Below are 23,660 nucleotides of genomic sequence, written 5' to 3' on the forward strand. Positions count from 1 at the left end.
CGATCATGACGACGACAGACAACAGCGGCGACGTCCGCCTCTCCGGGATCAGCAAGACCTACGACAACGGCTTCACCGCCGTACAGCCGCTCGACCTGACCGTGCCGCAGGGCTCCTTCTTCGCCCTGCTCGGTGCCTCCGGCTGCGGCAAGACCACCACCCTGCGCATGATCGCCGGCCTGGAGGAGCCCACCACGGGCACCGTGCGGCTCGGCGACCAGGACGTGACCCACCTGCCGCCCTACAAGCGGCCCGTGAACACGGTCTTCCAGTCCTACGCCCTCTTCCCGCACCTCGACATCTTCGAGAACGTCGCCTTCGGTCTGCGCCGGCGCGGCATCAAGAGCGTGAAGAAGCAGGTCGAGGACATGCTGGAGCTGGTCCAGCTCGGCGAGCAGGCGCGCAAGAAGCCGCACCAGCTCTCCGGCGGCCAGCAGCAGCGCGTCGCGGTGGCCCGCGCGCTGATCAACCATCCGAAGGTGCTGCTCCTCGACGAGCCGCTCGGCGCGCTCGACCTGAAGCTGCGCCGCCAGATGCAGCTGGAGCTCAAGCGCATCCAGACGGAGGTCGGCATCACCTTCGTGCACGTCACGCACGACCAGGAGGAGGCCATGACCATGGCCGACACGGTCGCCGTGATGAACGCCGGCCGCGTCGAGCAGCTCGGCGCGCCCACCGACCTGTACGAGAACCCGCAGACCACGTTCGTCGCGAACTTCCTCGGCACCTCCAACCTGATCGAGGCCGAGGTCGACACCAAGAGCGGCGACGACATCGTGCTCAAGGCGGGCGGCGGCAAGCTGGTGCTGCCACAGGCGCGCTGTTCCGCTCCCGCCACCGCCGGCGGCAAGGTGCTGGTCGGCATCCGCCCGGAGAAGATCGCGCTCACGCACGCCGACGACGCGGGCTCGATCCCCGAGGGCCGCAACCGCGTCACCGGAAAGATCGCCGACGCCAGCTTCATCGGCGTCTCCACGCAGTACGTCATCGACAGCCCCGTCTGCGACGAGCTGGCGGTGTACGTGCAGAACGTCGAGCGCGACGGCCGCCTGGTCCCCGGCGCCGACGTCGTCCTGCACTGGAGCCCGGCGCACACCTTCGGCATGGACGCGACCCAGGACATCGACGCGGGCATCGAGGAAGAGGCGGCCTGATGTCGACGCTCACCGAGGCGCCCCCGCCGCTCACCCCGACCGCACCCGAGAAGAAGCCGCCGCGCAAGCGGGGCCGTCTCACGCCGTACTGGCTGCTGCTGCCCGGCCTGTTGTGGCTGATCGTCTTCTTCGCGCTGCCGATGATCTACCAGGGTTCCACGTCCGTGCAGACGGGCTCACTGGAGACCGGCTACAAGGTCACCTGGCACTTCGCCACCTACTGGGACGCGCTGGCCGAGTACTGGCCGCAGTTCCTGCGCTCGGTCGCCTACGCGGCCGCCGCGACCGTGCTGTGCCTGCTGCTCGGCTACCCGCTGGCGTATCTGATCGCCTTCCGCGCGGGACGCTGGAAGAACCTGGTCATGATCCTGGTGATCGCGCCCTTCTTCACCAGCTTCCTGATCCGCACCCTCGCCTGGAAGACGATCCTCGCCGACGGCGGTCCGGTCGTGGGCGCCCTGAACACGCTGCACGTCCTGGACGTCACCAACTGGCTCGGCTGGACGGCCGGCGACCGGGTGCTCGCCACCCCGCTCGCGGTGGTGTGCGGTCTGACGTACAACTTCCTGCCGTTCATGGTCCTGCCGCTGTACACGTCCCTGGAGCGCATCGACGGGCGGCTGCACGAGGCGGCCGGCGACCTGTACGCGCGGCCGTGGACCACCTTCCGCAAGGTGACGTTCCCGCTGTCGATGCCGGGCGTCGTATCCGGCACGCTGCTCACCTTCATCCCGGCGGCCGGTGACTACGTCAACGCCGAACTGCTCGGCTCCACCGACACCCGCATGATCGGCAACGTCATCCAGACACAGTTCCTGCGGATCCTGGACTACCCGACGGCCGCCGCGCTGTCCTTCATCCTCATGGCCGCGATCCTTCTCATGGTCACCATCTACATCCGCAGGTCCGGGACGGAGGATCTGGTCTAAATGCCCTTCGTCAACTGGCTCAAGAAGAAGCTCGTCGTCATCGCGGGCCTCATCACGCTGGCCTATCTGCTGCTGCCGAACATCGTCGTCACGGTGTTCTCCTTCAACAAACCGAAGGGCCGCTTCAACTACGAGTGGCAGCAGTTCTCCACGGACGCCTGGAAGGACCCGTGCGGCGTCGCCGACATGTGCGGCTCGCTCGGCATCAGCCTCCAGATCGCGGTGTGGGCGACCGTCGGCGCCACCCTGCTCGGCACGATGATCGCCTTCGCGCTGGTGCGCTACCGCTTCCGCGCCCGGGGCGTGGTCAACTCGCTGATCTTCCTGCCGATGGCGATGCCCGAGGTCGTCATGGCGGCCTCGCTGCTCACCCTGTTCCTCAACATGGGTGCGCCGCTCGGCTTCTGGACGATCCTGATCGCGCACATCATGTTCTGCCTCAGCTTCGTCGTCACCGCGGTCAAGGCGCGCGTGATGTCGATGGACCCGCGTCTGGAGGAGGCCGCGCGGGATCTGTACGCCGGTCCCGCGCAGACCTTCCTGCGGGTCACCCTGCCCATCGCGGCCCCCGGAATCGCCGCGGGCGCGCTGCTCGCCTTCGCGCTCTCCTTCGACGATTTCATCATCACCAATTTCAACGCGGGCTCGACCGTCACCTTCCCCATGTTCGTGTGGGGTTCGGCGCAGCGCGGCACGCCCGTCCAGATCAATGTCATCGGTACGGCCATGTTCCTGGTCGCCGTGCTGTGCGTGCTGTTCGCCATGGTGGTCGGAAACCGCCGCACCAAGCAAAAGGCGTAAGCCCCTTTTCACACACCCTCGTAGGGAGTTGAAATCATGGCCCCAAGCGCCATGAGCCGTTGGACAGAGTCTCTTTCCGAAGCACAGCCGGTCCCGTACTGGCTGGACGACCCCGGCAGGCCGCGCCCCGAGCCCGCGCTGACCGCCGCCGACTCCTGCGACCTGCTGGTCGTCGGCGGCGGGTACAGCGGACTGTGGACCGCGCTCATCGCCAAGGAGCGCGACCCGCAGCGGGACGTGGTCCTGCTGGAAGGCCGCGAGGTGGGCTGGGCCGCCTCCGGCCGCAACGGCGGCTTCTGCGCCGCCTCCCTCACCCACGGGCTGCCCAACGGGCTGACCCGCTGGCCGGGGGAGATCGAGAAGCTGGAGGAGCTGGGCCGGCGCAACCTCGACGCGATCGAGCAGACGGTGGCCCGCTACTCCATCGACTGCGACTTCGAGCGCACCGGTGAGATCGACGTGGCGACCGAGCCGTACCAGGCGTGGGAGCTGCGCGACTGGTACGACGAGCTGGAGGCCAAGGGGCTCGCCGAGGGCATCGAGTTCCTCGACGCCGACGCGGTGCGCGCGCAGGTGAACTCCCCGACCTTCGAGGCGGGCCTGTGGGACCGCCGGGGCGTGGCGATGCTGAACCCGGCCAAGCTCGCCTGGGGCCTCAAGCGCGCCTGCCTCGACCTGGGCGTACGCGTCTACGAGCGCACCCCCGCCCTCACCCTGAAGGCGTACGGCGCCGGCATGGCCGTCCGCACGCCGTACGGCCAGGTCCGCGCCCGGCAGGTGGCGCTGGGCACCAACATCTTCCCGAGCCTGGTCAAGCGGGTGCGCTCCTACACCGTGCCCGTGTACGACTACGCGCTGATGACCGAGCCGCTGACGGCCGAGCAGCTGAAGTCCATCGGCTGGGAGAACCGGCAGGGCCTCGGCGACTCGGCGAACCAGTTCCACTACTTCCGGCTGTCCGCCGACAACCGGATCCTGTGGGGCGGTTACGACGCGATCTACCCCTACGGCGGCCGGGTGCGGTCCGAGTACGACGACCGCCCCGAGACCTACGCCAAGCTGGCCGGGCATTTCTTCACCTGCTTCCCGCAGTTGGAGGGCGTGCGGTTCTCGCACGCGTGGGGCGGCGCGATCGACACCTGCTCGCGCTTCTCGGCCTTCTTCGGCACCGCCCACCAGGGCCGGGTGGCGTACGCCGCCGGCTACACGGGCCTCGGCGTCGGCGCGACCCGCTTCGGCGCGGACGTGATGCTGGACCTGCTGGCGGGGGAGCGCACCGAGCGCACCGCGCTGGAGATGGTCCGCAAGAAGCCGCTGCCGTTCCCGCCGGAGCCGTTCGCCTGGACCGGCATCGCCCTCACCAAGTGGTCCCTGGCCCGCGCGGACGCCCACGGCGGCCGCCGCAACCTGTGGCTGCGCACGATGGACAAGCTGGGGCTCGGCTTCGACAGCTGACTCCGGTTGTGATCCGGATCACTCCAACGGGTTGCCGGAACCCGCGTAATGCTCCCGGAAGACCTCCCTCTGAACTCGTGGCGCTCGCGGCGCGCACCGCGTCGCGGCACGTGTACGGGACAGGGAGGTCTTCTCATGGCAGGGGCGAAGACGGCGGTGGAGTGGCTGGCATCGGTGGCGCCGGATCCCGAGGCCTGCCGCTGGGAGTGGGAGCGCAGTCCCCTCGGGGTCGCGCTGCTGCCCGCCGGCCGGGCCTGGGACGTGCTGATCCTGCCGGGCGACCTCGGCTACCCGACGCTCGACGTCCTCACCCGGATCCTGGACCGGCCCGGGCCCGTCCTGGTCGACTTCGGCGACCACCGCATGGGCTTCTTCGTGCCACCGGGGACCGCGGGGCGCTGGGTCGGCACCGGCATCCGCTCCGCCGGGTACGGCACCTGGATCGTGGTGCCCTATCCGGGCCGGGCCACCGGTGCGGTCCGCTGGCTCGTGCAGCCGGACGGCTCCGGCACGCTGACCGACCCGGCGCTGCTGGAGCTGGCGATGCACGATGCGGCGGCGGGCCTGGCGGCCGGGGGCGAGGAGGGCTGATCCGCCGGAGGCCTTGACAACGGGATTGGTCTGGACCAAGTTGGGCGCGCTCCACCCCTCCACTTCCCCCATGCCCGGAGGCACTTGTGGACCGCACCAGACCCCTGGCCGCCCTGATCGCGGCCGCCGTCCTGACCCTCCCCGGTATCACCGCGCTCTCGTCGGCCGCCCGTGCGGCCGACGCGAACCTCGCGGTGAACGGCGGCTTCGAGTCGGGCCTCGACGGCTGGACCTGCCCCACCGGACAGACCGTCACCTCACCGGTGCACAGCGGCACTCACGCCTTGCAGGCGACCCCGGTGGGCAACGACAACGCCCAGTGTGCCCAGACGGTGACCGTGCAGCCGAACGCGCAGTACACGCTGTCCGGTTACGTCCGCGGCTCCTACGTGTACCTCGGCGCGAGCGGCACCGGCACCACCGACGTCTCCACCTGGACCCAGTCCGCCCCCGACTGGCAGCAGCTCACCACCACCTTCCGCACCGGCGCCGCCACGACCGCGGTCACGATCTACACCCACGGCTGGTACGGCACCGGCGCCTACCAGGCCGACGACCTCACCCTCACGGGCCCCGGCGGCACGACCACGCAACCGCCCGCCGCTCCGGCCGCCCCGACGGTCGGCACCGTCACCTCCACCAGCGTCGCCCTGTCCTGGCCGGCGGTGCCGGGCGCCACCGGGTACGCCGTCTACCGGGACGGCACGAAGGCGCAGACGGTGACCGGCACGACGGCCACGGTGACCGGCCTCGCCCCCTCGACGCCGTACACCTTCCAGGTCACCGCGACCAACAGCGCCGGCGAGTCGGCGAAGTCGGCGGCCGTGACGGCGACGACCGGCGCGACAACGGGCGGCGGCACCGGCAGTCTCCCCGCGCACGCCCTGGTCGGCTACCTCCACGCGAGCTTCGCCAACGGCGCCGGATACACCCGCCTGGCCGACGTCCCGGACAGCTGGGACGTCATCGACCTGGCCTTCGGCGAGCCCACCTCGGCCACCTCCGGCGACATCCGCTTCACCCGCTGCCCGGTCACCGAGTGCCCGAACGCCGAGTCCGACGCCGAGTTCAAGGCGGCGATAAAGGCCAAGCAGGCGGCCGGCAAGAAGGTCCTGATCTCCATCGGCGGCCAGAACGGCCAGGTGCAGCTGACGACGACGGCGGCCCGCGACACCTTCGTCGCTTCCGTCTCGAAGATCATCGACGAGTACGGACTCGACGGCCTCGACGTCGACTTCGAGGGTCACTCCCTGTCGCTGAACGCCGACGACACCGACTTCCGGAACCCGAAGACCCCGGTGATCGTCAACCTGATCTCCGCGCTGAAGACGCTGAAGGCCAAGTACGGCGCGAAGTTCGTGCTGACGATGGCCCCCGAGACCTTCTTCGTGCAGAACGGCTACCAGTACTACGGCACCGGCAAGTGGGGCGGTCAGGACCCGCGCTGCGGGGCGTACCTGCCGGTGATCCACGCCCTGCGCGACGACCTGACCCTGCTGCACGTCCAGGACTACAACTCGGGCCCGATCATGGGCCTCGACAACCAGTACCACTCCATGGGCGGCGCCGACTTCCACATCGCGATGACCGACATGCTGCTCACCGGCTTCCCCGTCGCCGGTGACCCGGCCCACGTCTTCCCGCCCCTGCGCCCCGACCAGATCGCCATCGGCATGCCGGCCTCCACCAACGCCGGCAATGGCTACGTCACCCCGGCCGAGGTCACCAAAACCCTCGACTGCCTGACGAAGAAGACCAACTGCGGTTCCTACACGCCCCACGGCACCTGGCCGTCCCTGCGCGGCCTGATGACATGGTCGGTCAACTGGGACCGCTTCGCGGGCTGGGAGTTCCAGCGGACGTTCGACGGCTACTTCGGCTGATCACCCGCCACAGTGCCGTCAGCAGGACGGTGGCCAGGCACCAGCTGGCCACCACGTCCAGCGGCCAGTGGTAACCCCTGATCAGCAGACCGGTGGACACGGCCAGGACCAGGGCCGTGCACGCGGCGACGGCGACGCGACGGGCGGTGGGGGAGCGGAGCCAGGGCAGCACGAGCAGGGCCGCGGCGCCGTAGGCCACCGCGGCCGTCGCCGTGTGTCCGGACGGGAAGTAACCGACGGCCGGGGGCATGACCGGGGTGCTGGGGCGGGCGGTCCAGTCCTTCAGGGGGACGACCAGGGCCGGGACCAGCGCCATGGTGAGCGCCGCGGCGACCGGCGGCAGCCACCAGCGGACCGTGCCGGCGGACCGGCCGCGCCACGCGGCGCAGCCGACCGCCAGAGCCAGCACCGGCACCGCGACCTGCACGTTGCCGAGGTCGGAGAGCAGCTCCCAGAAGCGGTCCGGGTGCACGATGTCGCCGCTGAGATGCTCGTCCACCGTGAGCAGCGGGCCGTCGGTGACGACCTGCCAGGTGATGAGTGCGAACAGCAGGGCCGGCAGGAGCAGCAGAAGCATGAGGCCCATGATCCGTCAGCGGACGGCGGGCCCGGGGCCCGGGGCGAAAAGGAGGTCGGCCGCCCCGGAACAGGGGGGAGAGTTCCGAGGCGGCCGAACTGACCGGAACGTCGCGCGCCCCGGGGGGTTTGGGGCGGGCGACCGTCCGATCGGTGAGGAGATCCGGAGCCCTGGGGCTCCGTCTGTGTGCGCGAGGCACGACCAGGTCGAAGCTGGGGAGGCCTCGGCCTGAGATCACCCACAGTCCCCTGTGGGCGGGGGTGTATCTCTCATCTGGGTAGAACCTACGACAGCGGATGCGTGGGGAACAGCAGGAACGGCGTCCTGTCATCCACCTCGCACACGTTCTTCACACCCTCTGCCGCAGGGCCGCCGGACGTGCGCACGGAGTGCGTGCGCACGTCGGACTCAGATGCGGGTGAAGGCCTGCTCGATGATGTCGAGGCCCTCGTTCAGCAGGTCGTCGCCGATGACCAGCGGCGGCAGGAAGCGCAGCACGTTGCCGTAGGTGCCGCAGGTCAGGACCAGCAGGCCCTCCTGGTGGCAGGCCTTGGCCAGGGCGGCGGCCGCCTCGGCGTTCGGCTCCTTGGTGGCGCGGTCCTTGACCAGCTCGATGGCGATCATCGCGCCACGGCCACGGATGTCGCCGATGATGTCGAACTTCTCGGCCATGGCGGCGAGGCGGGACTTCATGATCGCCTCGATGTTCTTCGCCTTGGCGTTGAGGTCCAGCTCCTTCATCGTCTCGATGGCGCCGAGCGCACCGGCGCAGGCCACCGGGTTGCCGCCGTAGGTGCCGCCCAGGCCGCCCGCGTGCGCGGCGTCCATGATCTCGGCGCGGCCGGTCACCGCGGCCAGCGGCAGACCGCCGGCGATGCCCTTGGCGGTGGTGATCAGGTCCGGGACGATGCCCTCGTCCTCGCAGGCGAACCACTGGCCGGTGCGGCAGAAGCCGGACTGGATCTCGTCGGCGACGAAGACGATGCCGTTGTCGTTGGCGAACTTCACGATCTCCGGCAGGAAGCCCTTGGCCGGCTCGATGAAGCCGCCCTCACCGAGCACCGGCTCGATGATGATCGCGGCCACGTTGTCCGCGCCGACCTGCTTCGTGATCTGCTCGATGGCCTGCTTGGCGGCCTCGGGGCCGCAGTTCTCCGCACCGGTGGGCCAGCGGTAGCCGTAGGCGACCGGGACGCGGTAGACCTCGGGGGCGAACGGACCGAAGCCGTTCTTGTACGGCATGTTCTTCGCCGTCAGCGCCATCGTGAGGTTGGTGCGGCCGTGGTAGCCGTGGTCGAAGACGACGACTGCCTGGCGCTTGGTGTAGGCACGGGCGATCTTGACGGCGTTCTCGACGGCCTCGGCGCCCGAGTTGAACAGGGCCGACTTCTTCGCGTGGTCACCCGGCGTGAGCTCGGCCAGCGCCTCGGCGACGGCCACGTAGCCCTCGTAGGGGGTGACCATGAAACAGGTGTGGGTGAAGTCGGCGAGCTGCGCGGAGGCGCGGCGCACCACGGCCTCGGCGGAGGCGCCGACGGAGGTCACGGCGATGCCGGAGCCGAAGTCGATCAGGCTGTTGCCGTCGACGTCCTCGATGACGCCACCGCCCGCGCGCGTGACGAACACCGGCAGCGTGGAGCCCACGCCCTGCGCGACCGCGGCGAGACGGCGGGCCTGAAGCTCCTGCGACTTCGGGCCGGGGATGGCGGTGACGACGCGGCGCTCCTGCGGAAGTGCGGTCATGCGGGGCTCCTGGGGGTCTTGCGGATGCTTGCCTTCTTTTCTCGCAGGCTAAGACGGGGGAGGAGGGGCGGGCATGCTCCATGTGGGCGTTGTCGGGGATGCCCGTTGTCCGCGATGGATATAGAGGTGGGGGCGGCCCGCGGCGCTCCGGCGACTCAGGACCGGCCGCGCAACCGGTGAACTCCCCTTGCGGGGGCGTTAGATTGGCTCGCTAGTGGTCGACGGAACGGCTGGTCAGGGGGCAGGGGCGATGGAGAGCGACGGGACGCACGAGGCGCGGGGCGCCCGATCGGGTGGCCGGCCGGGCGCCCGGCCAGGCACCCATGCGCACCCGGTGCCGCGCCCGGCGGGGCCGCCGCAGGTGCCGGGGGCCGGTGCGACTTCCGAGGGCGCCGGCGTGTCCGGGGTGCCCGGGGTACCGCCACGGCCCGCGCACGCGCCGGGTCAGGCTCCGCTGCCGGGCCAGGCGCCGGGCCAGAGCCCCGCGTCCCCCGTCGCCGAGTGGCTGGACGCGCCCCGCCCGGACGCCGAGCCGGGGATCTGGCGGCTCGGCTACCGCCGCCCCGACCCCGGGACGGGCCGCGAGCGGCTCGCCCCCGTCACCCTCGTCGGCATGGCCGTCCCCCTGGTCGTGGGGCTGCTGCTGTGGTCGCTGTGGCGGCACGGCAGCGTCCCCTACCAGTGGAGCCTGCTGCGCCTGGTCACCCCCGACGACTGGTGGTGGGGCGGCACCTTCGCCTCCCCCAAGGGCTGGCAGGGCGCCGAGGCCACCGTCGTCTACGGCGGCGTCTTCTTCGGCGTGCTCGTCTACGCCATGGGCCGGCTCGGCAGCTGGCCCGGCGTCGTCCGGCACGTCGTGGCCCGCCGCCCGCAGCCCGCCCGTGCCCTGCTCGCGCTGCTGTTCGCCCTGGTCGCCCTGAGCTTCGTCTTCCCCAGCGCCTTCCCCGGCGTCGGCTGGGACGCGCTGCCCGTCGTGGGGCCGGTGTTCTCCCTGGTCGCCCTGGTCACCGGCGGCTACGACATCTTCACCTCCCCCTGGGTCACCGACCTCCTCTACGCCGTCATCACCGCCCTCGTCGTGTGGCCCTTCGCCCGCCTGGGCGCCTGGCTGCCGTACGCCAGGGAACGGCTCACCGCCCGCCACGAGGTGCAGACCACCGCCGTGCCGGACAAGCCCGTGCCGCCCACCCAGTGGCCCGCGCTGCGCGAGGCCGGCCGGCACCAGGCCGCCGATCTGCTCACCGCCGACGTGCTCGCCGGGCGGATGAACGACGTGGACTGCGCCCGGCTGGAGCACGCCTGGACCCTGGCCCGTAGCCGGGGCCGCCTCGCCGAGTTCACCGACGCCGTCCTGCGCCACGGCTCCGCCGCGCTCACCCACCCCTCCGGCGCCCGCGACCTGCCCGCCCGCACCGCCCGGCACGACCTGCGCGCCGGGCAGGTGCGCATCGGCCGCTGGGTCGCGGGGGAGCGCACCCCGCCCGCGTACGGCGACGCCGGCGCCGCCCTCGACCCGGCCGCCCTCGGCACCTCCCTGCTGGTCGTCGGCCCCTCCGGCGCCGGCAAGACCCGGCAGGTGATCGCGCCCCTGGTCGAGTCCCTCGCCCTTCAGGCGCTGACCGGGCAGTGCGCCGTCGTCGCGGTGGGCTCCGGCACCGGCCCCGACGCCTCCTTCGACGTGGTGGTCCGCATCGGGGACCCCGCCTCCGTGCACGACCTCGACCCCTACGCCGGCACCACCGACCCCGACGAGGCCGCCGCCCTGCTCGCCGAGGCCCTCGCCGGCGACCTCGACACCGTCGGCGCCCAGCGCGCCGCGACCGCGCTGGCCCAGCTGCTCGGCCCCTACCGGGCCGCCTACGGCGCCTTCCCCACCCTGCCCGTGCTGCGCGAACTCCTCGCCGGGGAGCCCGCCCCGCTCACCGACCTGCGCGCCGCCCTCACCGAGGAGCGGCACGCCGTGATGCGGCGCGAGCTGGACGCCCGGGTCCGCCAGTCCGGCACCCCGGGCGACCCCGGACTCGCCCTCGCCGACCGGCTCGCACTGCTGGACCGGCCGGTGTTCGCGGAGTTCTTCGGCGCGGCCTCGGCCGCGAGCGGTGCGGGCGACGACGCGATCCGGCCGTTCTCGCTGCGCGCCCTCGCCCACCACCCGCTGCGGGTGCGCATCGACCTGCCCGAGCACGGCCACGAGGAGGCCGCCCGGCTGCTGACCCGGCTGGTCCTCGCCCAGTTCACCGCCGTCGCCCGGGAGAGTGGCCGCGACCACTTCGCCTGCCTCGTCCTGGACGACGCCACCGGAGCCGTCACCGCCGAGTCCGTCCGCCGCATCCAGCGGCTGCGCTCGCAGAACGCCGGTGTCGTGCTCGCGCTGCGCACGGTCGCCGACGTGCCGGAGGCGCTGCACGGGCCGCTGTACGCCGCCGTCGGCTGCCGTATGGCACTGTCGGGGGTCAGCACCTGGGACGGCACCCGGTTCGCCGGGGCGTGGGGCACCGAGTGGGTGGAGACCCGGGACGTCGCCCAGCACACCGTCTTCGCCGACCAGCCCATGACCCGCGCGCTGCACGCGCTGCGCAAACTGGTCACCGGCAAGGCCGTCACCACGGAGGCGGTCACCGTCCGGCAGGTCGAGCGGGAGCGGTGGTCCGCGTCCGAGCTGGCCCACTCGGTGCCGCCCGGACACGCGGTGCTGTCACTGACCACGGTGACGGGCGAGCACGCGCCGCCCCTGCTGGTGGACATGCGCGACTGACGTCACCGCCGCGCTCTACGGCTGATGTCACGAACGCGCCGACAGTCGGCGTCACGGCCGCCGCCCACGGCTGACGTCACGGCCGCCCCCCACGGCTGACCGGAACTCCGGGACGGCGGCGCGCGGCGACCGTACGGTGAGGCAGAATCGACATAGGTCGTTCATACGTGGCGGCCAAAGGATCACAGCGATCACAGCGCTCCCACGACATCCGCAGACCTGCCGCAGACCAGAAGGCCCTATGCCCCTGACGCTCGCCTCCCTCGTCCACCACTCGGCGCTCAAGCTGACCGTGCGGGCGGGCGGGGACCGCCTGGACGTGCCCGTGCGCTGGGCGCACGTCAGCGAGCTCGCCGACCCCGTGCCCTACATGGAGGGCGGGGAACTGCTGCTGATCACCGCGCTGAAGCTGGACGCCGAGGACCCCGAGGCGATGCGGCGGTACGTGCGGCGGCTGGCCGGCGCGGGCGTGGTCGGCATCGGCTTCGCCGTCGGCGTGAACTACGAGGAGACACCGAAGGCCCTGGTCGACGCCTGCGCCGACGAGGGCCTGCCGCTGCTGGAGGTGCCCCGCCGCACCCCCTTCCTCGCGATCAGCAAGGCCGTGTCCGCCGCGATCGCCGCCGACCAGTACCGGGCCGTCACCGCCGGCTTCGCCGCCCAGCGCGAGCTGACCAAACAGGCCCTGAACTCCGGACCCGAGGGGCTGCTCGCCGCGCTCGCCGCGCAGGTCGACGGCTGGGCGGCGCTGTACGACGCCTCCGGTGCCGTCGTCGCCACCGCGCCCGACTGGGCCGTACGCCGGGCGGCCCGGCTCACCGCGGACGTGGAGCGGCTGCGCGAGCGGCCCGCCCCCGCGTCCTCCGTGGTCGGCGGCCCCGACCACGAGGACCGCGTCGAACTGCACTCCATCGGCACCGGCCGCCGCCCCCGCGCCGCCCTCGCCGTCGGCACCGCCGCCACCCTCGGCACCGCCGAGCGCTACGCCGTGCACTCCGCGATCGCCCTGCTCACCCTCACCACCGAGCGCTCCCGCTCGCTGCACGCCGCCGAGCAGCGCATCGGCACCGCCGTGCTGCGGATGCTGCTCGCCGGGGAACCGGACCACGCGCGGGCCGTCGCCGGGGACCTGTACGGGACGCTGCTGGACGCACCGTTCCGGGTGATCGTCGCCGAGTCGGCGTCCGCCTCCGCCGCCCGGGCGCACGCCGACGCCCACGCGCACGTGACGGCGACGAAACCGGCCGCGGCCGGACCCGCGGCCGCCGTCGACTCCTCGGGCGACCCGCTCGGCGGCCTCGCCGAGACCGTCGAGGCGGCCGCCGCCCGTGCAGGGGAGGCCGTGCTCGTCGTCCCCGAAGGGGAACGGCTCGTGGTGCTCGCCACCGACGGCGGCGCCGCGGTCGGCTCGTGCACCGCCTACGCCGCTGCCCTGGAGGCGGGACGCACCACGGAGCTGCACGAACAGGCCGGCGGCGAAGACGACGAGCTGATCGTCGGCCTGTCCGCGCCCTCGGGGCCGATCGCGGCCGCCGCCGCGTACAAGCAGGCCGAACAGGCGCTGTCGGTGGCGCGCAGGCGCGGCCGGGTGTGCGTCGAGCACGAGCATCTGGCCTCCGGATCGGTGCTGCCGCTGCTCGCCGACGACGCGGTCAAGGCGTTCGCGGACGGCCTGCTGCGGGCCCTGCACGAACACGACGCGACGGGCCGTGGCGACCTCGTGGCCTCCCTGCGGGCCTGGCTGTCCCGGCACGGGCAGTGGGACGCGGCCGCCGCCGACCTGGGCGTGCACCGGCACACCCTGCGCTACCGGATGCGCCGTGTGGAGGAGATCCTCGGCCGCTCCCTGGACGACCCGGACGTCCGTATGGAGCTGTGGCTCGCGCTGAAGGCGACCTCGACCGAATAGCCGTACGCCAAAGCGGCGCATGCTCGGCGCCGACTGCTACGGGTCGGACAAACGACCCCCGCCCGTCCCGGCCCTACCGTGGTGGCGAAAGCACGCACACCCCCTACGCGGAAGGGCCGGGACTCGCCACTATGACTTCCACCCACGCCTTCTGGCTCGCCGGCCGCCAGGCCACCGGCGACGACACCTTCGACGTCACCTCCCCGTGGGACGGCCGGCTGGTCGGCACGGTCGCCGTGCCCACCGAGGCGCAGGTCGAGGAGGCCGTGGCCGCCGCGTACGCCGTGCGGGACGAGTTCGCCGCCACCCCGGCCCACGTTCGGGCCGCCGCCCTGGACCACGTCAGCAAGCGGCTCGTCGAGCGCACCGAGGAGATCGCCCAGCTGATCTCCGCCGAGAACGGCAAGCCGATCAAGTGGGCGCGCGGCGAGGTCGGCCGTGCCGTGTCCGTGTTCCGCTTCGCGGCCGAGGAGGCCCGCCGCTTCAACGGCGGCGACGGCCAGCGCCTGGACACCGACGCCGGCGGCCAGGGCCGCCTGGCGATCACCCGCCGCTTCCCGAAGGGCGTCGTGCTCGGCATCGCGCCGTTCAACTTCCCGCTGAACCTGTGCGCCCACAAGGTCGCCCCCGCGATCGCCGCCGGCGCGCCGATCATCCTCAAGCCGGCCCCGGCCACCCCGCTGTCCGGCCTGATCCTCGGCGAGCTGCTGGCCGAGACCGACCTGCCGGCCGGTTCCTGGTCCGTCCTGACGGTCCCGAACGACCGTATGCCCGCCCTGGTCAAGGACGAGCGCCTGCCGGTCATCTCCTTCACCGGCTCCGACACGGTCGGCTACGCCATCATGGACTCGGTGCCGCGCAAGCACTGCACCCTGGAACTGGGCGGCAACGGCGCGGCCGTCGTGCTCGGCGACTGGGCGAGCGACGAGGACCTGGACTGGGCCGCGACCCGCATCGCGACCTTCTCCAACTACCAGGGCGGCCAGTCCTGCATCTCGGTGCAGCGCGTGATCGCCGACGCTTCCGTGTACGACCGCCTCCTGCCGCGCATCGTCGCCGCCGTCGAGGCCCAGGTCACCGGCGACCCGTCCGACGACAAGGTGGACGTCGGCCCGCTGGTCAGCGAGGCCGCAGCCAAGCGCGTCGAGTCCTGGGTGGACGAGGCCGTCGCGGCCGGCGCCAAGCTGCTCGCCGGCGGCAAGCGCGAGGGTGCCTCCTATGCGCCGACCGTCCTCGCCGAGGTCCCGGCCGACGTCACGATCGCCTGCGAGGAGGTCTTCGGGCCGGTCCTCACCGTGCAGAAGGTCGACGGCGAGGCCGAGGCGTTCGCCGCGGTCAACAACTCCAAGTTCGGCCTCCAGGCGGGCATCTTCACGCACGACGTGCAGACCGCCTTCCGCGCGCACCGCGCCCTCGAGGTCGGCGGCGTCGTCATCGGCGACGTCCCCTCCTACCGCGCCGACCAGATGCCGTACGGCGGCGTCAAGCAGTCCGGTGTGGGCCGCGAGGGCGTCCGGTTCGCGATGGACGACTACACCTACGAGCGGGTCCTGGTCCTCACGGGCATCGCCCTCTGACCGACCCCCCAAGGCCAACGGCCCGAGCTCACTGTGCGGGAGCTCGGGCCGTTGTCGTACCCGCGTGCAAGGGCGGCCCGGCAGGCGCTGGCCACCGTGGTTGCGTAGGATCGTCGGCCATGATCCACAGCAGGCTGGGCGACCTCATCGCCACCGGTCTGATCGACCGCCTCGACCGGCGCGACCGTATGCTCCTGGAGCGTCGTGCGGGTCTCAAGTCCGCCGGGGACAAGCCCTTTCCGCTGGATCCTCGCGGCTGGTGGTACGCGGTGCCCGGTGAGACGTACGACGGGGCCTTCGAGGCGCTCGGTCTGCACGACCGGTTCCCGGTCACGCTGGACGAGGGCGCCGACGTCGAGGACCTGCCGTTCCGCGAGGATGCGGTCCCCGCCTTCGTCACTCCCGAACTGGACGGCTGGCGGCTGGTCTTCGGCAACCTGCCCGACCTGGTCGGCCTCGACTGGGAAGAGTGGATGGCCGCGGTGGAACGGCTGAGTGCCCTGTGCGGCGAGGCCCAGATGTTCTACGAGGACGGAGCCGGCGGCACCTGCCTCTGGGTGGTCGCCCGCGAGGGCCGCATCCGCAGGCGCTGCGCGGCGCAGAACGACGCGGACTGCGTCGGCGACCCGTTCCCCTGGGAGGAGCACGGGGGCATGACGACGGTGGCTCAGGCGTGCGGACGACTGTCCGTCAACCCCGGTGGCCTCGGGGCGTCCACTCGTATGCGCGGCCACGGCTGGCTCGCGCTCAGCCGGCCGGGCATCGGCCACGAGAACCTGAACGCCCTCGTGCGGCTCTGAGCCGGCCGCCTCCGCACCACAGGAGCGGCAACCCGGAGCGGCGGCCTCACCCGGCGTAGCCGAGGTGCGCGAGGCGCAGGCTGCCGTGCAGGGTGAGGCGCAGGTCGTGGACTCCTGCCGTGGCGCAGCCGGCCGTCAGGCGGGTGTAGGCGTACGGGTCACTGCCGTCCGCCTCCAGCACGGTGAGCAGCGGCCCGCCCTGCAACCGAGACGTCCAGCCGGCCGGCGCCGGCCACCTCCGCCGTCACCTCCCGCACTCCGCCAACCCCGAAGTCGCAGGCGCGGAAGCGCAGCACGACTACGAGATCATGCTCTGGGTCAACAAGACAGGGCCGGTCGGCCCCCTCGGCACCTCGCAGGGCAACGTCACGCTCGGTGGGCACGCCTGGACGGTCCACAAGGGCAACAACGGCGCCGACCAGGTGTTCTCCTTCGTCCGCACCGCCAACTCCACCTCCGGCACGGTGAACATCCTCCCGATCCTGAAGTGGATCAAGGACACCAAGGGCTGGTTCGGCGACGAGACCATCGGGGACGTCCAGTTCGGCTACGAGATCAGCTCGTCCCCGGGTGGCCTCGACTTCGTCACCGACAACCCGACGGTGAGCGGCGGCTGACCGAAGGGCGCGGCCGGTCCCTCCCCCACGGGACCGGCCGTACCGCTCAGGAAGGCGCGGGACCCGAACTCGCCCGGACCGTCAGCTCCGGCGTGATCAGTACGACGTCGTCGCCGCCCCGCCCGTCCAGCTTGGCGACCAGCTTCTCGACGGCGTTGCGCCCCATCTCCTGGGCGGGTACGGCGACCGACGTCAGGCGCACCGAGCCCTGGGTGGCGACCGGTTCGGGGCAGATGGCCACCACCGACACGTCCTCCGGTACGGCACGGCCCTGCTGGCGCAACAGCGCGAGCAGGGGCTCGACCGCCGCCTCGTTCTGCACGACGAACCCGGTCGTGCCGGGCCGCTCGTCGTGGATGCGGGCCAGCGTGGCGGCCATCGCGTCGTACCCGCCCTCGCTCGGGCGGTGCAGCACGCGCAGGCCCAGCTCGCGGGCGCGCGTACGCAGCCCGTCCAGGGTGCGCTCGGCGAAGCCGGTGTGCCGTTCGTAGACGGCCGGCGCCTCGCCGATGACGGCGACGTCCCGGTGGCCGAGCTCCGCCAGATGCTCCAGGCACAGCGCGCCCGTCGCGCTCCAGTCGAGATCGACGCAGGTCAGACCGGTGGTGTCGGCGGGCAGGCCGATCAGCACGGCGGGCTGCCGGCTCTCGCGCAGCAGAGGCAGCCGCTCGTCCTCCAGCTGGACGTCCATGAGGATCATCGCATCGGCGAGCCCGCTGCCGGTGACCCGGCGTACGGCGTCGGGGCCCTCCTCGCCGGTGAGCAGCAGCACGTCGTACCCGTGCGTGCGGGCGGTGGTGGCGACCGCGATGGCGATCTCCATCATCACCGGAACGTACATGTCGGTGCGCAGCGGGATCATCAGCGCGATGATGTTCGAGCGGCTGCTGGCCAGGGCACGCGCTCCGGCGTTGGGGTGGTAGCCCAGCTCCCGGATGCTCTGCTCGACGCGCTGCCGGGTGGTCGCGGAGATGGACCGCTTGCCGCTGAGGACATAGCTCACCGTGCTCGCCGAGACTCCGGCGTGCCGGGCGACCTCGGCGAGGGTGACCATCCGGTTCTCCAAGCGGCGTGAAGCGCTTCGACAGCGCTCGCTCTGTACAGGGGCTTCTGGGTGGTGCGACCCTAGCTCGCCTCGGGCATCGCTGTCCAGATTGGGTGTCGAAGCGCTTCGACAGCCGCACTCGCAGCTCGGTGAACCCGTTGGCGCCCGTGGCCCGAAGGTACCGGCATCGGCTGAACGGACGCGCGAGGACTGGTGGGGACGTCCGCTTTCGGGTACCAACGATCCAGTAGCACTGGTCGGTAACGAACGGTCCCCGAACATCCCTCTTCGCGGCGAGGTGACCCTCATGTCCGCCCCCACCACTCCCTCCTCCTCTCCCGCCACCCCACCGCCCTCCCGGCCCGCCGTCAGCGAGCGCGAGGCCCGTGAGGTGGCGGAGGCCGCCCGGGAACAGCACTGGCGCAAGCCCAGCTTCGCCAAGGAGCTGTTCCTCGGCCGCTTCCGGCTCGACCTCATCCATCCGCACCCGCTGCCCGCCGACGACGCCGTCCAGCGCGGCGAGGCCTTCCTCGCCAAACTGCGCGACTTCGTCGAGACCCGGGTCGACGCGGCCCGCATCGAGCGCGAGGCCCGCATCCCCGACGAGGTGATCGACGGCCTCAAGGAGCTCGGCGCCCTCGGCATGAAGATCGACCCCAAGTACGGCGGGCTCGGCCTCACCCAGGTGTACTACAACAAGGCGCTCGCCCTGGCCGGCTCGGCGTCCCCCGCGATCGGCGTGCTGCTGTCCGCGCACCAGTCGATCGGCGTGCCCCAGCCGCTGAAGATGTTCGGCACCCAGGAGCAGAAGGAGAAGTTCCTGCCGCGCTGCGCGCGCACCGACATCAGCGCCTTCCTGCTCACCGAGCCCGACGTCGGCTCCGACCCGGCCCGGCTCGCCACCACCGCCGTACCCGACGGGGACGACTACGTCCTCGACGGGGTGAAGCTGTGGACCACCAACGGGGTGGTCGCCGACCTGCTCGTCGTCATGGCCCGGGTGCCGCGCGGCGAGGGCCACCGGGGCGGCATCACCGCCTTCGTCGTGGAAAGCGACTCGCCCGGCATCACCGTCGAGAACCGCAACGCCTTCATGGGCCTGCGCGGCATCGAGAACGGCGTCACCCGCTTCCACCGGGTCCGCGTCCCCGCCGCACACCGCATCGGCGAGGAGGGCCAGGGCCTGAAGATCGCCCTGACCACCCTGAACACCGGCCGGCTCTCCCTGCCCGCCTCCTGCGTCGCCGCCGGCAAATGGTGCCTGAAGATCGCCCGCGAGTGGTCGGCGGCCCGCGAACAGTGGGGCAAGCCCGTCGCCGAGCACGAGGCGGTCGGCTCGAAGATCTCCTTCATCGCCGCCACCACCTTCGCCCTGGAGGCCGTCACCGACCTCGCCTCCCAGATGGCCGACGAGGACCGCAACGACATCCGCATCGAGGGCGCGCTGGCCAAGCTGTACGCCTCGGAGATGGCGTGGCTGATGGCCGACGAACTCGTCCAGATCCGCGGCGGCCGCGGCTTCGAGACCGCCGAGTCGCTGCGTGCCCGCGGCGAACGCGCGGTCCCTGCCGAGCAACTGCTGCGCGACCTGCGCATCAACCGCATCTTCGAGGGCTCGACGGAGATCATGCACCTGCTGATCGCGCGGGAGGCCGTCGACGCCCACCTGTCCGTCGCGGGCGACCTCATCGACCCCGGAAAGTCCCTGTCCGACAAGGCCAGGGCGGGCGCGAACGCCGGCGTCTTCTACGCCAAGTGGCTGCCGAAGCTGGTCGCCGGACCGGGCCAGCTGCCCACCTCCTACGCGGAGTTCAAGCACGAGGTGGACCTCTCGCCGCACCTGCGCTACGTCGAGCGCACCGCCCGCAAGCTCGCCCGCTCCACCTTCTACGGCATGTCCCGCTGGCAGGGCCGCATGGAGTCCAAGCAGGGCTTCCTCGGAAGGATCGTCGACATCGGCGCCGAACTGTTCGCCATGAGCGCTGCCTGCGTACGCGCCGAGCTGCTGCGCGCCGAGGGCCGCAACGGCCGCGAGGCCTACCAGCTCGCCGACGCCTTCTGCCACCAGTCCCGGCTGCGCGTCGAGGAACTCTTCGGCCGCCTGTGGAACAACACCGACGACATGGACCGCACGGTCGTCAAGGGCGTCCTCACCGGCACGTACGCGTGGCTGGAGGACGGCATCATCGACGCCTCCGGCGACGGCCCCTGGATCGCCGACACCACCCCCGGCCCGAGCACGAAGGAGAACGTGCACCGCCCGATCCGGTGACGTCCCGCCCTTCCCGCCCCGCCGCGTGGTGCACAATCGTCGACCGATCGACCCACGCACACGACCACAGGGGTGGGGATGCTCGGCGCACGGGCAGGACACACGGCGGCCGCCGCGCTCGCGGCGGCCGCCCTCATGGCCACGGCCGCGTGCGGCGGGAACAGCGCCGGCCCGACGGCCGCGCAGTCGCCCGCCCCGCGGGCCGCCTCGTCATCCGCTCCTACAGCCGCCGCCCCGGCCGGCCCGAAGCCGCTCACCCGCGCCCAGCTGCTGGCCGCGGCCCTCTCCGAGGAGGACGACGCCGGGGCGTACACGGCCGAGGAACCCGTGGACGGCGAGCCGCCCGTCAGCGACACGTACACCGCCGACCCGGACGTCTGCCAGCCGCTCGTCAGCCTCACCAAGGGCGCCACCCGGCACGACCCCGCCGCCGAGATCGTCCGCACCGTCTGGGACCCGGACGCCGAACGGGGCGTCGACATCGACCTCCACCTGCGCTCCTACACCGCCGCCGACGCCGCCGCCGTCATGAAGGCCCTCGGCAGGGCGGGCCGGGAGTGCGCGCACGGTTTCACCGAACAGCGGGTGCCGGCCGACGCCAAGGTCCTGCGGGTCGAGACGCTCCGGCCGCCCGCCGCGGGTGACGAGGCCTACGCCTTCCGCATCACCACGCAGGACGTCGAGGACACGCGCGTGCAGCTCCACGAGTACCTCACCGTCATCCGCGCCGGCTCCACCACCCTCTCCTTCCGCGCCGACACACACAGCACCGAGGACGTCGGCGGCGTACCGCAGGACGTGGTGGACGCGCAGTGGCACAAGTTCCGGCGCGCCACCCCATGAACACGTCCGTGGCCCCGGAGGGGCAAGAATGGGGGGCATGAGTGACAGTCCCGCACCCCTCGCCGATCCGCACCTCGTCTACGACCCGGTGAACGCGGACGGCCCGAAGGACGTCGTGATCCTCGGCTCCACCGGCTCGATCGGCACCCAGGCCGTCGACCTCGTGCTGCGCAACCCCGGCCGGTTCAGGGTCACCGGCCTGTCCGCCAACGGCGGCCGCGTCGCCCTGCTCGCCGAGCAGGCCCACCGGCTGAGGGTGCGCACCGTCGCGGTGGCCCGCGAGGACGTCGTCCCGCACCTGCGCGAAGCGCTCGCCGCGCAGTACGGCGCCGGGGAACCGCTGCCCGAGATCCTCGCCGGACCCGACGCGGCCACACAGCTCGCCGCCTCCGACTGTCACACCGTCCTCAACGGCATCACCGGCTCCATCGGCCTCGCGCCCACCCTCGCCGCACTGGAAGCGGGCCGCACCCTGGCGCTCGCCAACAAGGAGTCGCTCATCGTCGGCGGCCCGCTGGTCAAGGCGCTGGCCAAGCCCGGTCAGATCATCCCCGTCGACTCCGAGCACGCGGCGCTCTTCCAGGCGCTCGCCGCCGGTACGCGCGCGGACGTGCGCAAGCTCGTCGTCACCGCCTCCGGCGGCCCCTTCCGCGGCCGCACCCGGGCCGACCTCGCCCAGGTCACCGTCGAGGACGCCCTCGCCCACCCCACCTGGGCCATGGGACCCGTCATCACGATCAACTCCGCGACCCTCGTCAACAAGGGCCTTGAGGTCATCGAGGCACACCTGCTGTACGACGTTCCCTTCGACCGCATTGAGGTCGTCGTGCACCCGCAGTCGTATGTCCATTCGATGGTGGAGTTCACGGACGGATCGACGATGGCCCAGGCGACGCCCCCCGACATGCGGGGCCCGATCGCCATCGGTCTCGGCTGGCCCGAACGCGTCCCCGACGCCGCGCCCGCCTTCGACTGGAGCAAGGCCTCCACGTGGGAGTTCTTCCCGCTGGACAACGACGCCTTCCCCTCCGTGAACCTCGCCCGGCACGTGGGTACGCTCGCGGGCACCGCCCCGGCGGTGTTCAATGCGGCCAACGAGGAGTGCGTGGACGCGTTCCTGCGCGGCGCGCTGCCGTTCAACGGGATCATGGACACCGTCATCCGGGTGGTCGAGGAACACGACACGCCGGTCACGGGAACTTCACTCACCGTGCCGGACGTCCTCGAAGCGGAGACCTGGGCGAGGGCCCGGGCCAGGGAACTGACAGCGAAGACGGCGGAGGCCCGTGCATGACGACCCTGATGATGATCCTCGGCATAGTGGTCTTCGCGGTCGGCCTGCTCGTCTCGATCGCCTGGCACGAGCTGGGGCATCTGTCCACGGCCAAGCTGTTCGGCATCCGCGTGCCGCAGTACATGGTCGGCTTCGGCCCGACCGTCTGGTCGCGGAAGAAGGGCGAGACGGAGTACGGCGTCAAGGCCATCCCCTTCGGCGGCTACATCCGCATGATCGGCATGTTCCCGCCCGGCGACGACGGCCGGATCACCGCCCGCTCCACCTCGCCCTGGCGCGGCATGATCGAGGACGCCCGCTCGGCCGCCTTCGAGGAACTGCAGCCCGGTGACGAATCACGGCTCTTCTACACGCGCAAGCCGTGGAAGCGGGTCATCGTGATGTTCGCGGGCCCCTTCATGAACCTCGTCCTCGCCGTCGCCCTCTTCCTCGTCGTCCTCATGGGCTTCGGCATCCAGCAGCAGACCAACAGCGTCAGCTCGGTCTCGCCCTGTGTGATCTCGCAGAGCGAGAACCGCGACACGTGCAAGAAGACCGACCCCGCCTCCCCGGCGGCGGCCGCCGGAATGAAGGCCGGCGACAAGATCGTCGCCTTCGACGGCCGGCGCACCGACGACTGGAACACGCTGTCCGACCTGATCCGCGACAGCGCCGGCAAGACCGTGCCGATCACCGTCGAGCGCAAGGGCCGGGAAGTGACCCTGCACGCGAAGATCGCCACCAACATGGTCGCCAAGAAGGACGCCTCCGGCGCCTACGTCCAGGGCGAGTACGTCAAGGCCGGCTTCCTCGGCTTCAGCGCGGCCACCGGCGTCGTCAAGCAGGACTTCGGCCAGTCGGTCACATGGATGACCGACCGGGTCGGCGACGCGGTCGACTCCCTCGCCGCCCTCCCGGCCAAGATCCCCGCCCTGTGGGACTCCGCCTTCCACGGCGCACCCCGCGCCCCCGACTCGCCCATGGGCGTCGTCGGCGCGGCCCGTGTCGGCGGGGAGATCTTCACCCTGCACATCCCGCCCACCCAGCAGCTCGGCATGGCCCTGATGCTGGTCGCCGGCTTCAATCTCTCCCTGTTCCTGTTCAACATGCTCCCGCTCCTCCCGCTCGACGGCGGGCACATCGCGGGCGCCCTGTGGGAGGCCCTGCGCCGCAACACCGCCAAGGTGCTGCGCCGCCCGGACCCCGGCCCGTTCGACGTGGCGAAGCTGATGCCGGTGGCCTATGTGGTGGCCGGGATCTTCATCTGCTTCACCGTCCTCGTCCTCATCGCGGACGTCGTCAACCCGGTGAGAATCTCCTAGCCACACGGCGTTCACGGCGGCGGGGGCCCCCCCGGGGGCCCGCCCCCCCCCCCCCCCGGGGGGGTGGGGGGGGTTGGTGGCCCGCGCGGGGCCCCGGGCGCCTCAAGGCAAACA

The 23,660-nt window shown here is 71.9% G+C and carries 18 protein-coding genes and 1 pseudogene; 15 read left to right on the top strand and 4 right to left on the bottom strand.

Annotated elements, in window-relative coordinates; translation table 11 throughout:
* Positions 1 to 5: 5 nt before the first annotated feature.
* From ACZ67Q_RS31100 to ACZ67Q_RS31125, 6 genes are all read left to right on the top strand, one after another.
* On the top strand, positions 6 to 1,154 hold the full coding sequence (locus tag ACZ67Q_RS31100; protein WP_471188948.1) for an ABC transporter ATP-binding protein: 1,149 nt from the start codon (positions 6 to 8) through the stop codon (positions 1,152 to 1,154).
* Positions 1,154 to 2,083, top strand: a complete 930-nt coding sequence (locus tag ACZ67Q_RS31105; protein WP_471188951.1) for an ABC transporter permease — start codon at positions 1,154 to 1,156, stop codon at positions 2,081 to 2,083. Before ACZ67Q_RS31100 ends, ACZ67Q_RS31105 begins: the two co-directional genes overlap by 1 nt.
* Positions 2,084 to 2,884 carry an ABC transporter permease gene (locus tag ACZ67Q_RS31110; RefSeq protein ID WP_471188953.1) on the top strand — a complete coding sequence of 267 codons (801 nt, stop codon included), beginning with the start codon at positions 2,084 to 2,086 and terminating at the stop codon, positions 2,882 to 2,884.
* A 36-nt stretch (positions 2,885 to 2,920) separates the two neighbouring features.
* On the top strand, positions 2,921 to 4,339 hold the full coding sequence (locus ACZ67Q_RS31115; RefSeq protein WP_471188956.1) for an NAD(P)/FAD-dependent oxidoreductase: 1,419 nt from the start codon (positions 2,921 to 2,923) through the stop codon (positions 4,337 to 4,339).
* Between the two features lie 135 nt (positions 4,340 to 4,474).
* The gene (locus ACZ67Q_RS31120) at positions 4,475 to 4,930 is read left to right on the top strand and encodes a hypothetical protein (RefSeq protein WP_471188958.1); all 456 of its coding nucleotides are present in this window, start codon (positions 4,475 to 4,477) and stop codon (positions 4,928 to 4,930) included.
* Between the two features lie 86 nt (positions 4,931 to 5,016).
* Positions 5,017 to 6,813: a chitinase gene (locus tag ACZ67Q_RS31125; RefSeq protein WP_471188961.1), complete on the top strand. Its 1,797-nt coding sequence runs from the start codon at positions 5,017 to 5,019 to the stop codon at positions 6,811 to 6,813.
* Here the strand turns inward: ACZ67Q_RS31125 and ACZ67Q_RS31130 are convergent.
* Positions 6,752 to 7,390 carry a phosphatase PAP2 family protein gene (locus tag ACZ67Q_RS31130; RefSeq protein ID WP_471188964.1) on the bottom strand — a complete coding sequence of 213 codons (639 nt, stop codon included), beginning with the start codon at positions 7,388 to 7,390 and terminating at the stop codon, positions 6,752 to 6,754. The genes ACZ67Q_RS31125 and ACZ67Q_RS31130 overlap by 62 nt on opposite strands.
* Positions 7,391 to 7,798: 408 nt before the next feature.
* Positions 7,799 to 9,133 (bottom strand): 4-aminobutyrate--2-oxoglutarate transaminase, encoded by a 1,335-nt coding sequence (gene gabT / locus ACZ67Q_RS31135; RefSeq protein ID WP_471188966.1) that lies wholly within the window; start codon positions 9,131 to 9,133, stop codon positions 7,799 to 7,801.
* A gap of 250 nt (positions 9,134 to 9,383) precedes the next feature.
* Between gabT and ACZ67Q_RS31140 the strand changes: the two genes are divergently transcribed.
* The 4 genes from ACZ67Q_RS31140 to ACZ67Q_RS31155 all read left to right on the top strand — a co-directional run bounded on the left by ACZ67Q_RS31140 (position 9,384) and on the right by ACZ67Q_RS31155 (position 16,174).
* Positions 9,384 to 11,888, top strand: coding sequence for an ATP/GTP-binding protein (locus ACZ67Q_RS31140; RefSeq protein ID WP_471188968.1), 2,505 nt, complete (start codon positions 9,384 to 9,386; stop codon positions 11,886 to 11,888).
* A 241-nt stretch (positions 11,889 to 12,129) separates the two neighbouring features.
* On the top strand, positions 12,130 to 13,797 hold the full coding sequence (locus ACZ67Q_RS31145) for a PucR family transcriptional regulator (protein ID WP_471188971.1): 1,668 nt from the start codon (positions 12,130 to 12,132) through the stop codon (positions 13,795 to 13,797).
* Between the two features lie 131 nt (positions 13,798 to 13,928).
* On the top strand, positions 13,929 to 15,374 hold the full coding sequence (locus ACZ67Q_RS31150; protein WP_471188973.1) for an aldehyde dehydrogenase family protein: 1,446 nt from the start codon (positions 13,929 to 13,931) through the stop codon (positions 15,372 to 15,374).
* A 119-nt stretch (positions 15,375 to 15,493) separates the two neighbouring features.
* Positions 15,494 to 16,174, top strand: a complete 681-nt coding sequence (locus ACZ67Q_RS31155; RefSeq protein WP_471188976.1) for a hypothetical protein — start codon at positions 15,494 to 15,496, stop codon at positions 16,172 to 16,174.
* Between the two features lie 46 nt (positions 16,175 to 16,220).
* Here ACZ67Q_RS31155 and ACZ67Q_RS31160 read toward each other — a convergent pair whose 3' ends face one another.
* Positions 16,221 to 16,379: a hypothetical protein gene (locus tag ACZ67Q_RS31160; RefSeq protein WP_471189122.1), complete on the bottom strand. Its 159-nt coding sequence runs from the start codon at positions 16,377 to 16,379 to the stop codon at positions 16,221 to 16,223.
* Between the two features lie 79 nt (positions 16,380 to 16,458).
* On the opposite strand from ACZ67Q_RS31160, the pseudogene ACZ67Q_RS31165 reads away from it, so the two are divergent.
* Positions 16,459 to 16,791: pseudogene (locus ACZ67Q_RS31165) on the top strand (GH12 family glycosyl hydrolase domain-containing protein); the annotation flags it as partial.
* 46 nt (positions 16,792 to 16,837) lie between these two features.
* Here ACZ67Q_RS31165 and ACZ67Q_RS31170 read toward each other — a convergent pair.
* Positions 16,838 to 17,845, bottom strand: coding sequence for a LacI family DNA-binding transcriptional regulator (locus ACZ67Q_RS31170; protein WP_471188978.1), 1,008 nt, complete (start codon positions 17,843 to 17,845; stop codon positions 16,838 to 16,840).
* Positions 17,846 to 18,143: 298 nt separating this feature from the next.
* Here ACZ67Q_RS31170 and ACZ67Q_RS31175 point away from each other — a divergent pair, with 298 nt between their 5' ends.
* From ACZ67Q_RS31175 to ACZ67Q_RS31190, 4 genes are all read left to right on the top strand, one after another.
* Positions 18,144 to 20,108 (top strand): acyl-CoA dehydrogenase family protein, encoded by a 1,965-nt coding sequence (locus ACZ67Q_RS31175; RefSeq protein WP_471188980.1) that lies wholly within the window; start codon positions 18,144 to 18,146, stop codon positions 20,106 to 20,108.
* Between the two features lie 78 nt (positions 20,109 to 20,186).
* Entirely contained in the window at positions 20,187 to 20,951 is a 765-nt protein-coding gene (locus tag ACZ67Q_RS31180; RefSeq protein WP_471188983.1) for a hypothetical protein, read from the top strand.
* 37 nt (positions 20,952 to 20,988) lie between these two features.
* On the top strand, positions 20,989 to 22,245 hold the full coding sequence (dxr, locus tag ACZ67Q_RS31185) for a 1-deoxy-D-xylulose-5-phosphate reductoisomerase (protein WP_471188986.1): 1,257 nt from the start codon (positions 20,989 to 20,991) through the stop codon (positions 22,243 to 22,245).
* Entirely contained in the window at positions 22,242 to 23,546 is a 1,305-nt protein-coding gene (locus ACZ67Q_RS31190) for a M50 family metallopeptidase (RefSeq protein WP_471188989.1), read from the top strand. The genes dxr and ACZ67Q_RS31190 overlap by 4 nt, the downstream gene beginning before the upstream one ends.
* Positions 23,547 to 23,660: the final 114 nt, after the last annotated feature.

The organism is Streptomyces sp. NPDC036813 (assembly GCF_055609245.1).

What these genes read in the sequence shown, in the direction of transcription:
- ACZ67Q_RS31110 (WP_471188953.1), top strand. Translation starts at nt 2,084, where the DNA reads ATGCCCTTCGTCAACTGGCTCAAGAAGAAGCTCGTCGTCATCGCGGGC.
- ACZ67Q_RS31150 (WP_471188973.1), top strand. Translation starts at nt 13,929, where the DNA reads ATGACTTCCACCCACGCCTTCTGGCTCGCCGGCCGCCAGGCCACCGGC.
- ACZ67Q_RS31100 (WP_471188948.1), top strand. Translation starts at nt 6, where the DNA reads ATGACGACGACAGACAACAGCGGCGACGTCCGCCTCTCCGGGATCAGC.
- dxr (WP_471188986.1), top strand. Translation starts at nt 20,989, where the DNA reads ATGAGTGACAGTCCCGCACCCCTCGCCGATCCGCACCTCGTCTACGAC.
- gabT (WP_471188966.1), bottom strand. Translation starts at nt 9,133, where the DNA reads ATGACCGCACTTCCGCAGGAGCGCCGCGTCGTCACCGCCATCCCCGGC.
- ACZ67Q_RS31130 (WP_471188964.1), bottom strand. Translation starts at nt 7,390, where the DNA reads ATGCTTCTGCTGCTCCTGCCGGCCCTGCTGTTCGCACTCATCACCTGG.
- ACZ67Q_RS31140 (WP_471188968.1), top strand. Translation starts at nt 9,384, where the DNA reads ATGGAGAGCGACGGGACGCACGAGGCGCGGGGCGCCCGATCGGGTGGC.
- ACZ67Q_RS31155 (WP_471188976.1), top strand. Translation starts at nt 15,494, where the DNA reads ATGATCCACAGCAGGCTGGGCGACCTCATCGCCACCGGTCTGATCGAC.
- ACZ67Q_RS31170 (WP_471188978.1), bottom strand. Translation starts at nt 17,845, where the DNA reads ATGGTCACCCTCGCCGAGGTCGCCCGGCACGCCGGAGTCTCGGCGAGC.
- ACZ67Q_RS31105 (WP_471188951.1), top strand. Translation starts at nt 1,154, where the DNA reads ATGTCGACGCTCACCGAGGCGCCCCCGCCGCTCACCCCGACCGCACCC.
- ACZ67Q_RS31120 (WP_471188958.1), top strand. Translation starts at nt 4,475, where the DNA reads ATGGCAGGGGCGAAGACGGCGGTGGAGTGGCTGGCATCGGTGGCGCCG.
- ACZ67Q_RS31145 (WP_471188971.1), top strand. Translation starts at nt 12,130, where the DNA reads ATGCCCCTGACGCTCGCCTCCCTCGTCCACCACTCGGCGCTCAAGCTG.
- ACZ67Q_RS31180 (WP_471188983.1), top strand. Translation starts at nt 20,187, where the DNA reads ATGCTCGGCGCACGGGCAGGACACACGGCGGCCGCCGCGCTCGCGGCG.
- ACZ67Q_RS31115 (WP_471188956.1), top strand. Translation starts at nt 2,921, where the DNA reads ATGGCCCCAAGCGCCATGAGCCGTTGGACAGAGTCTCTTTCCGAAGCA.
- ACZ67Q_RS31190 (WP_471188989.1), top strand. Translation starts at nt 22,242, where the DNA reads ATGACGACCCTGATGATGATCCTCGGCATAGTGGTCTTCGCGGTCGGC.
- ACZ67Q_RS31175 (WP_471188980.1), top strand. Translation starts at nt 18,144, where the DNA reads ATGTCCGCCCCCACCACTCCCTCCTCCTCTCCCGCCACCCCACCGCCC.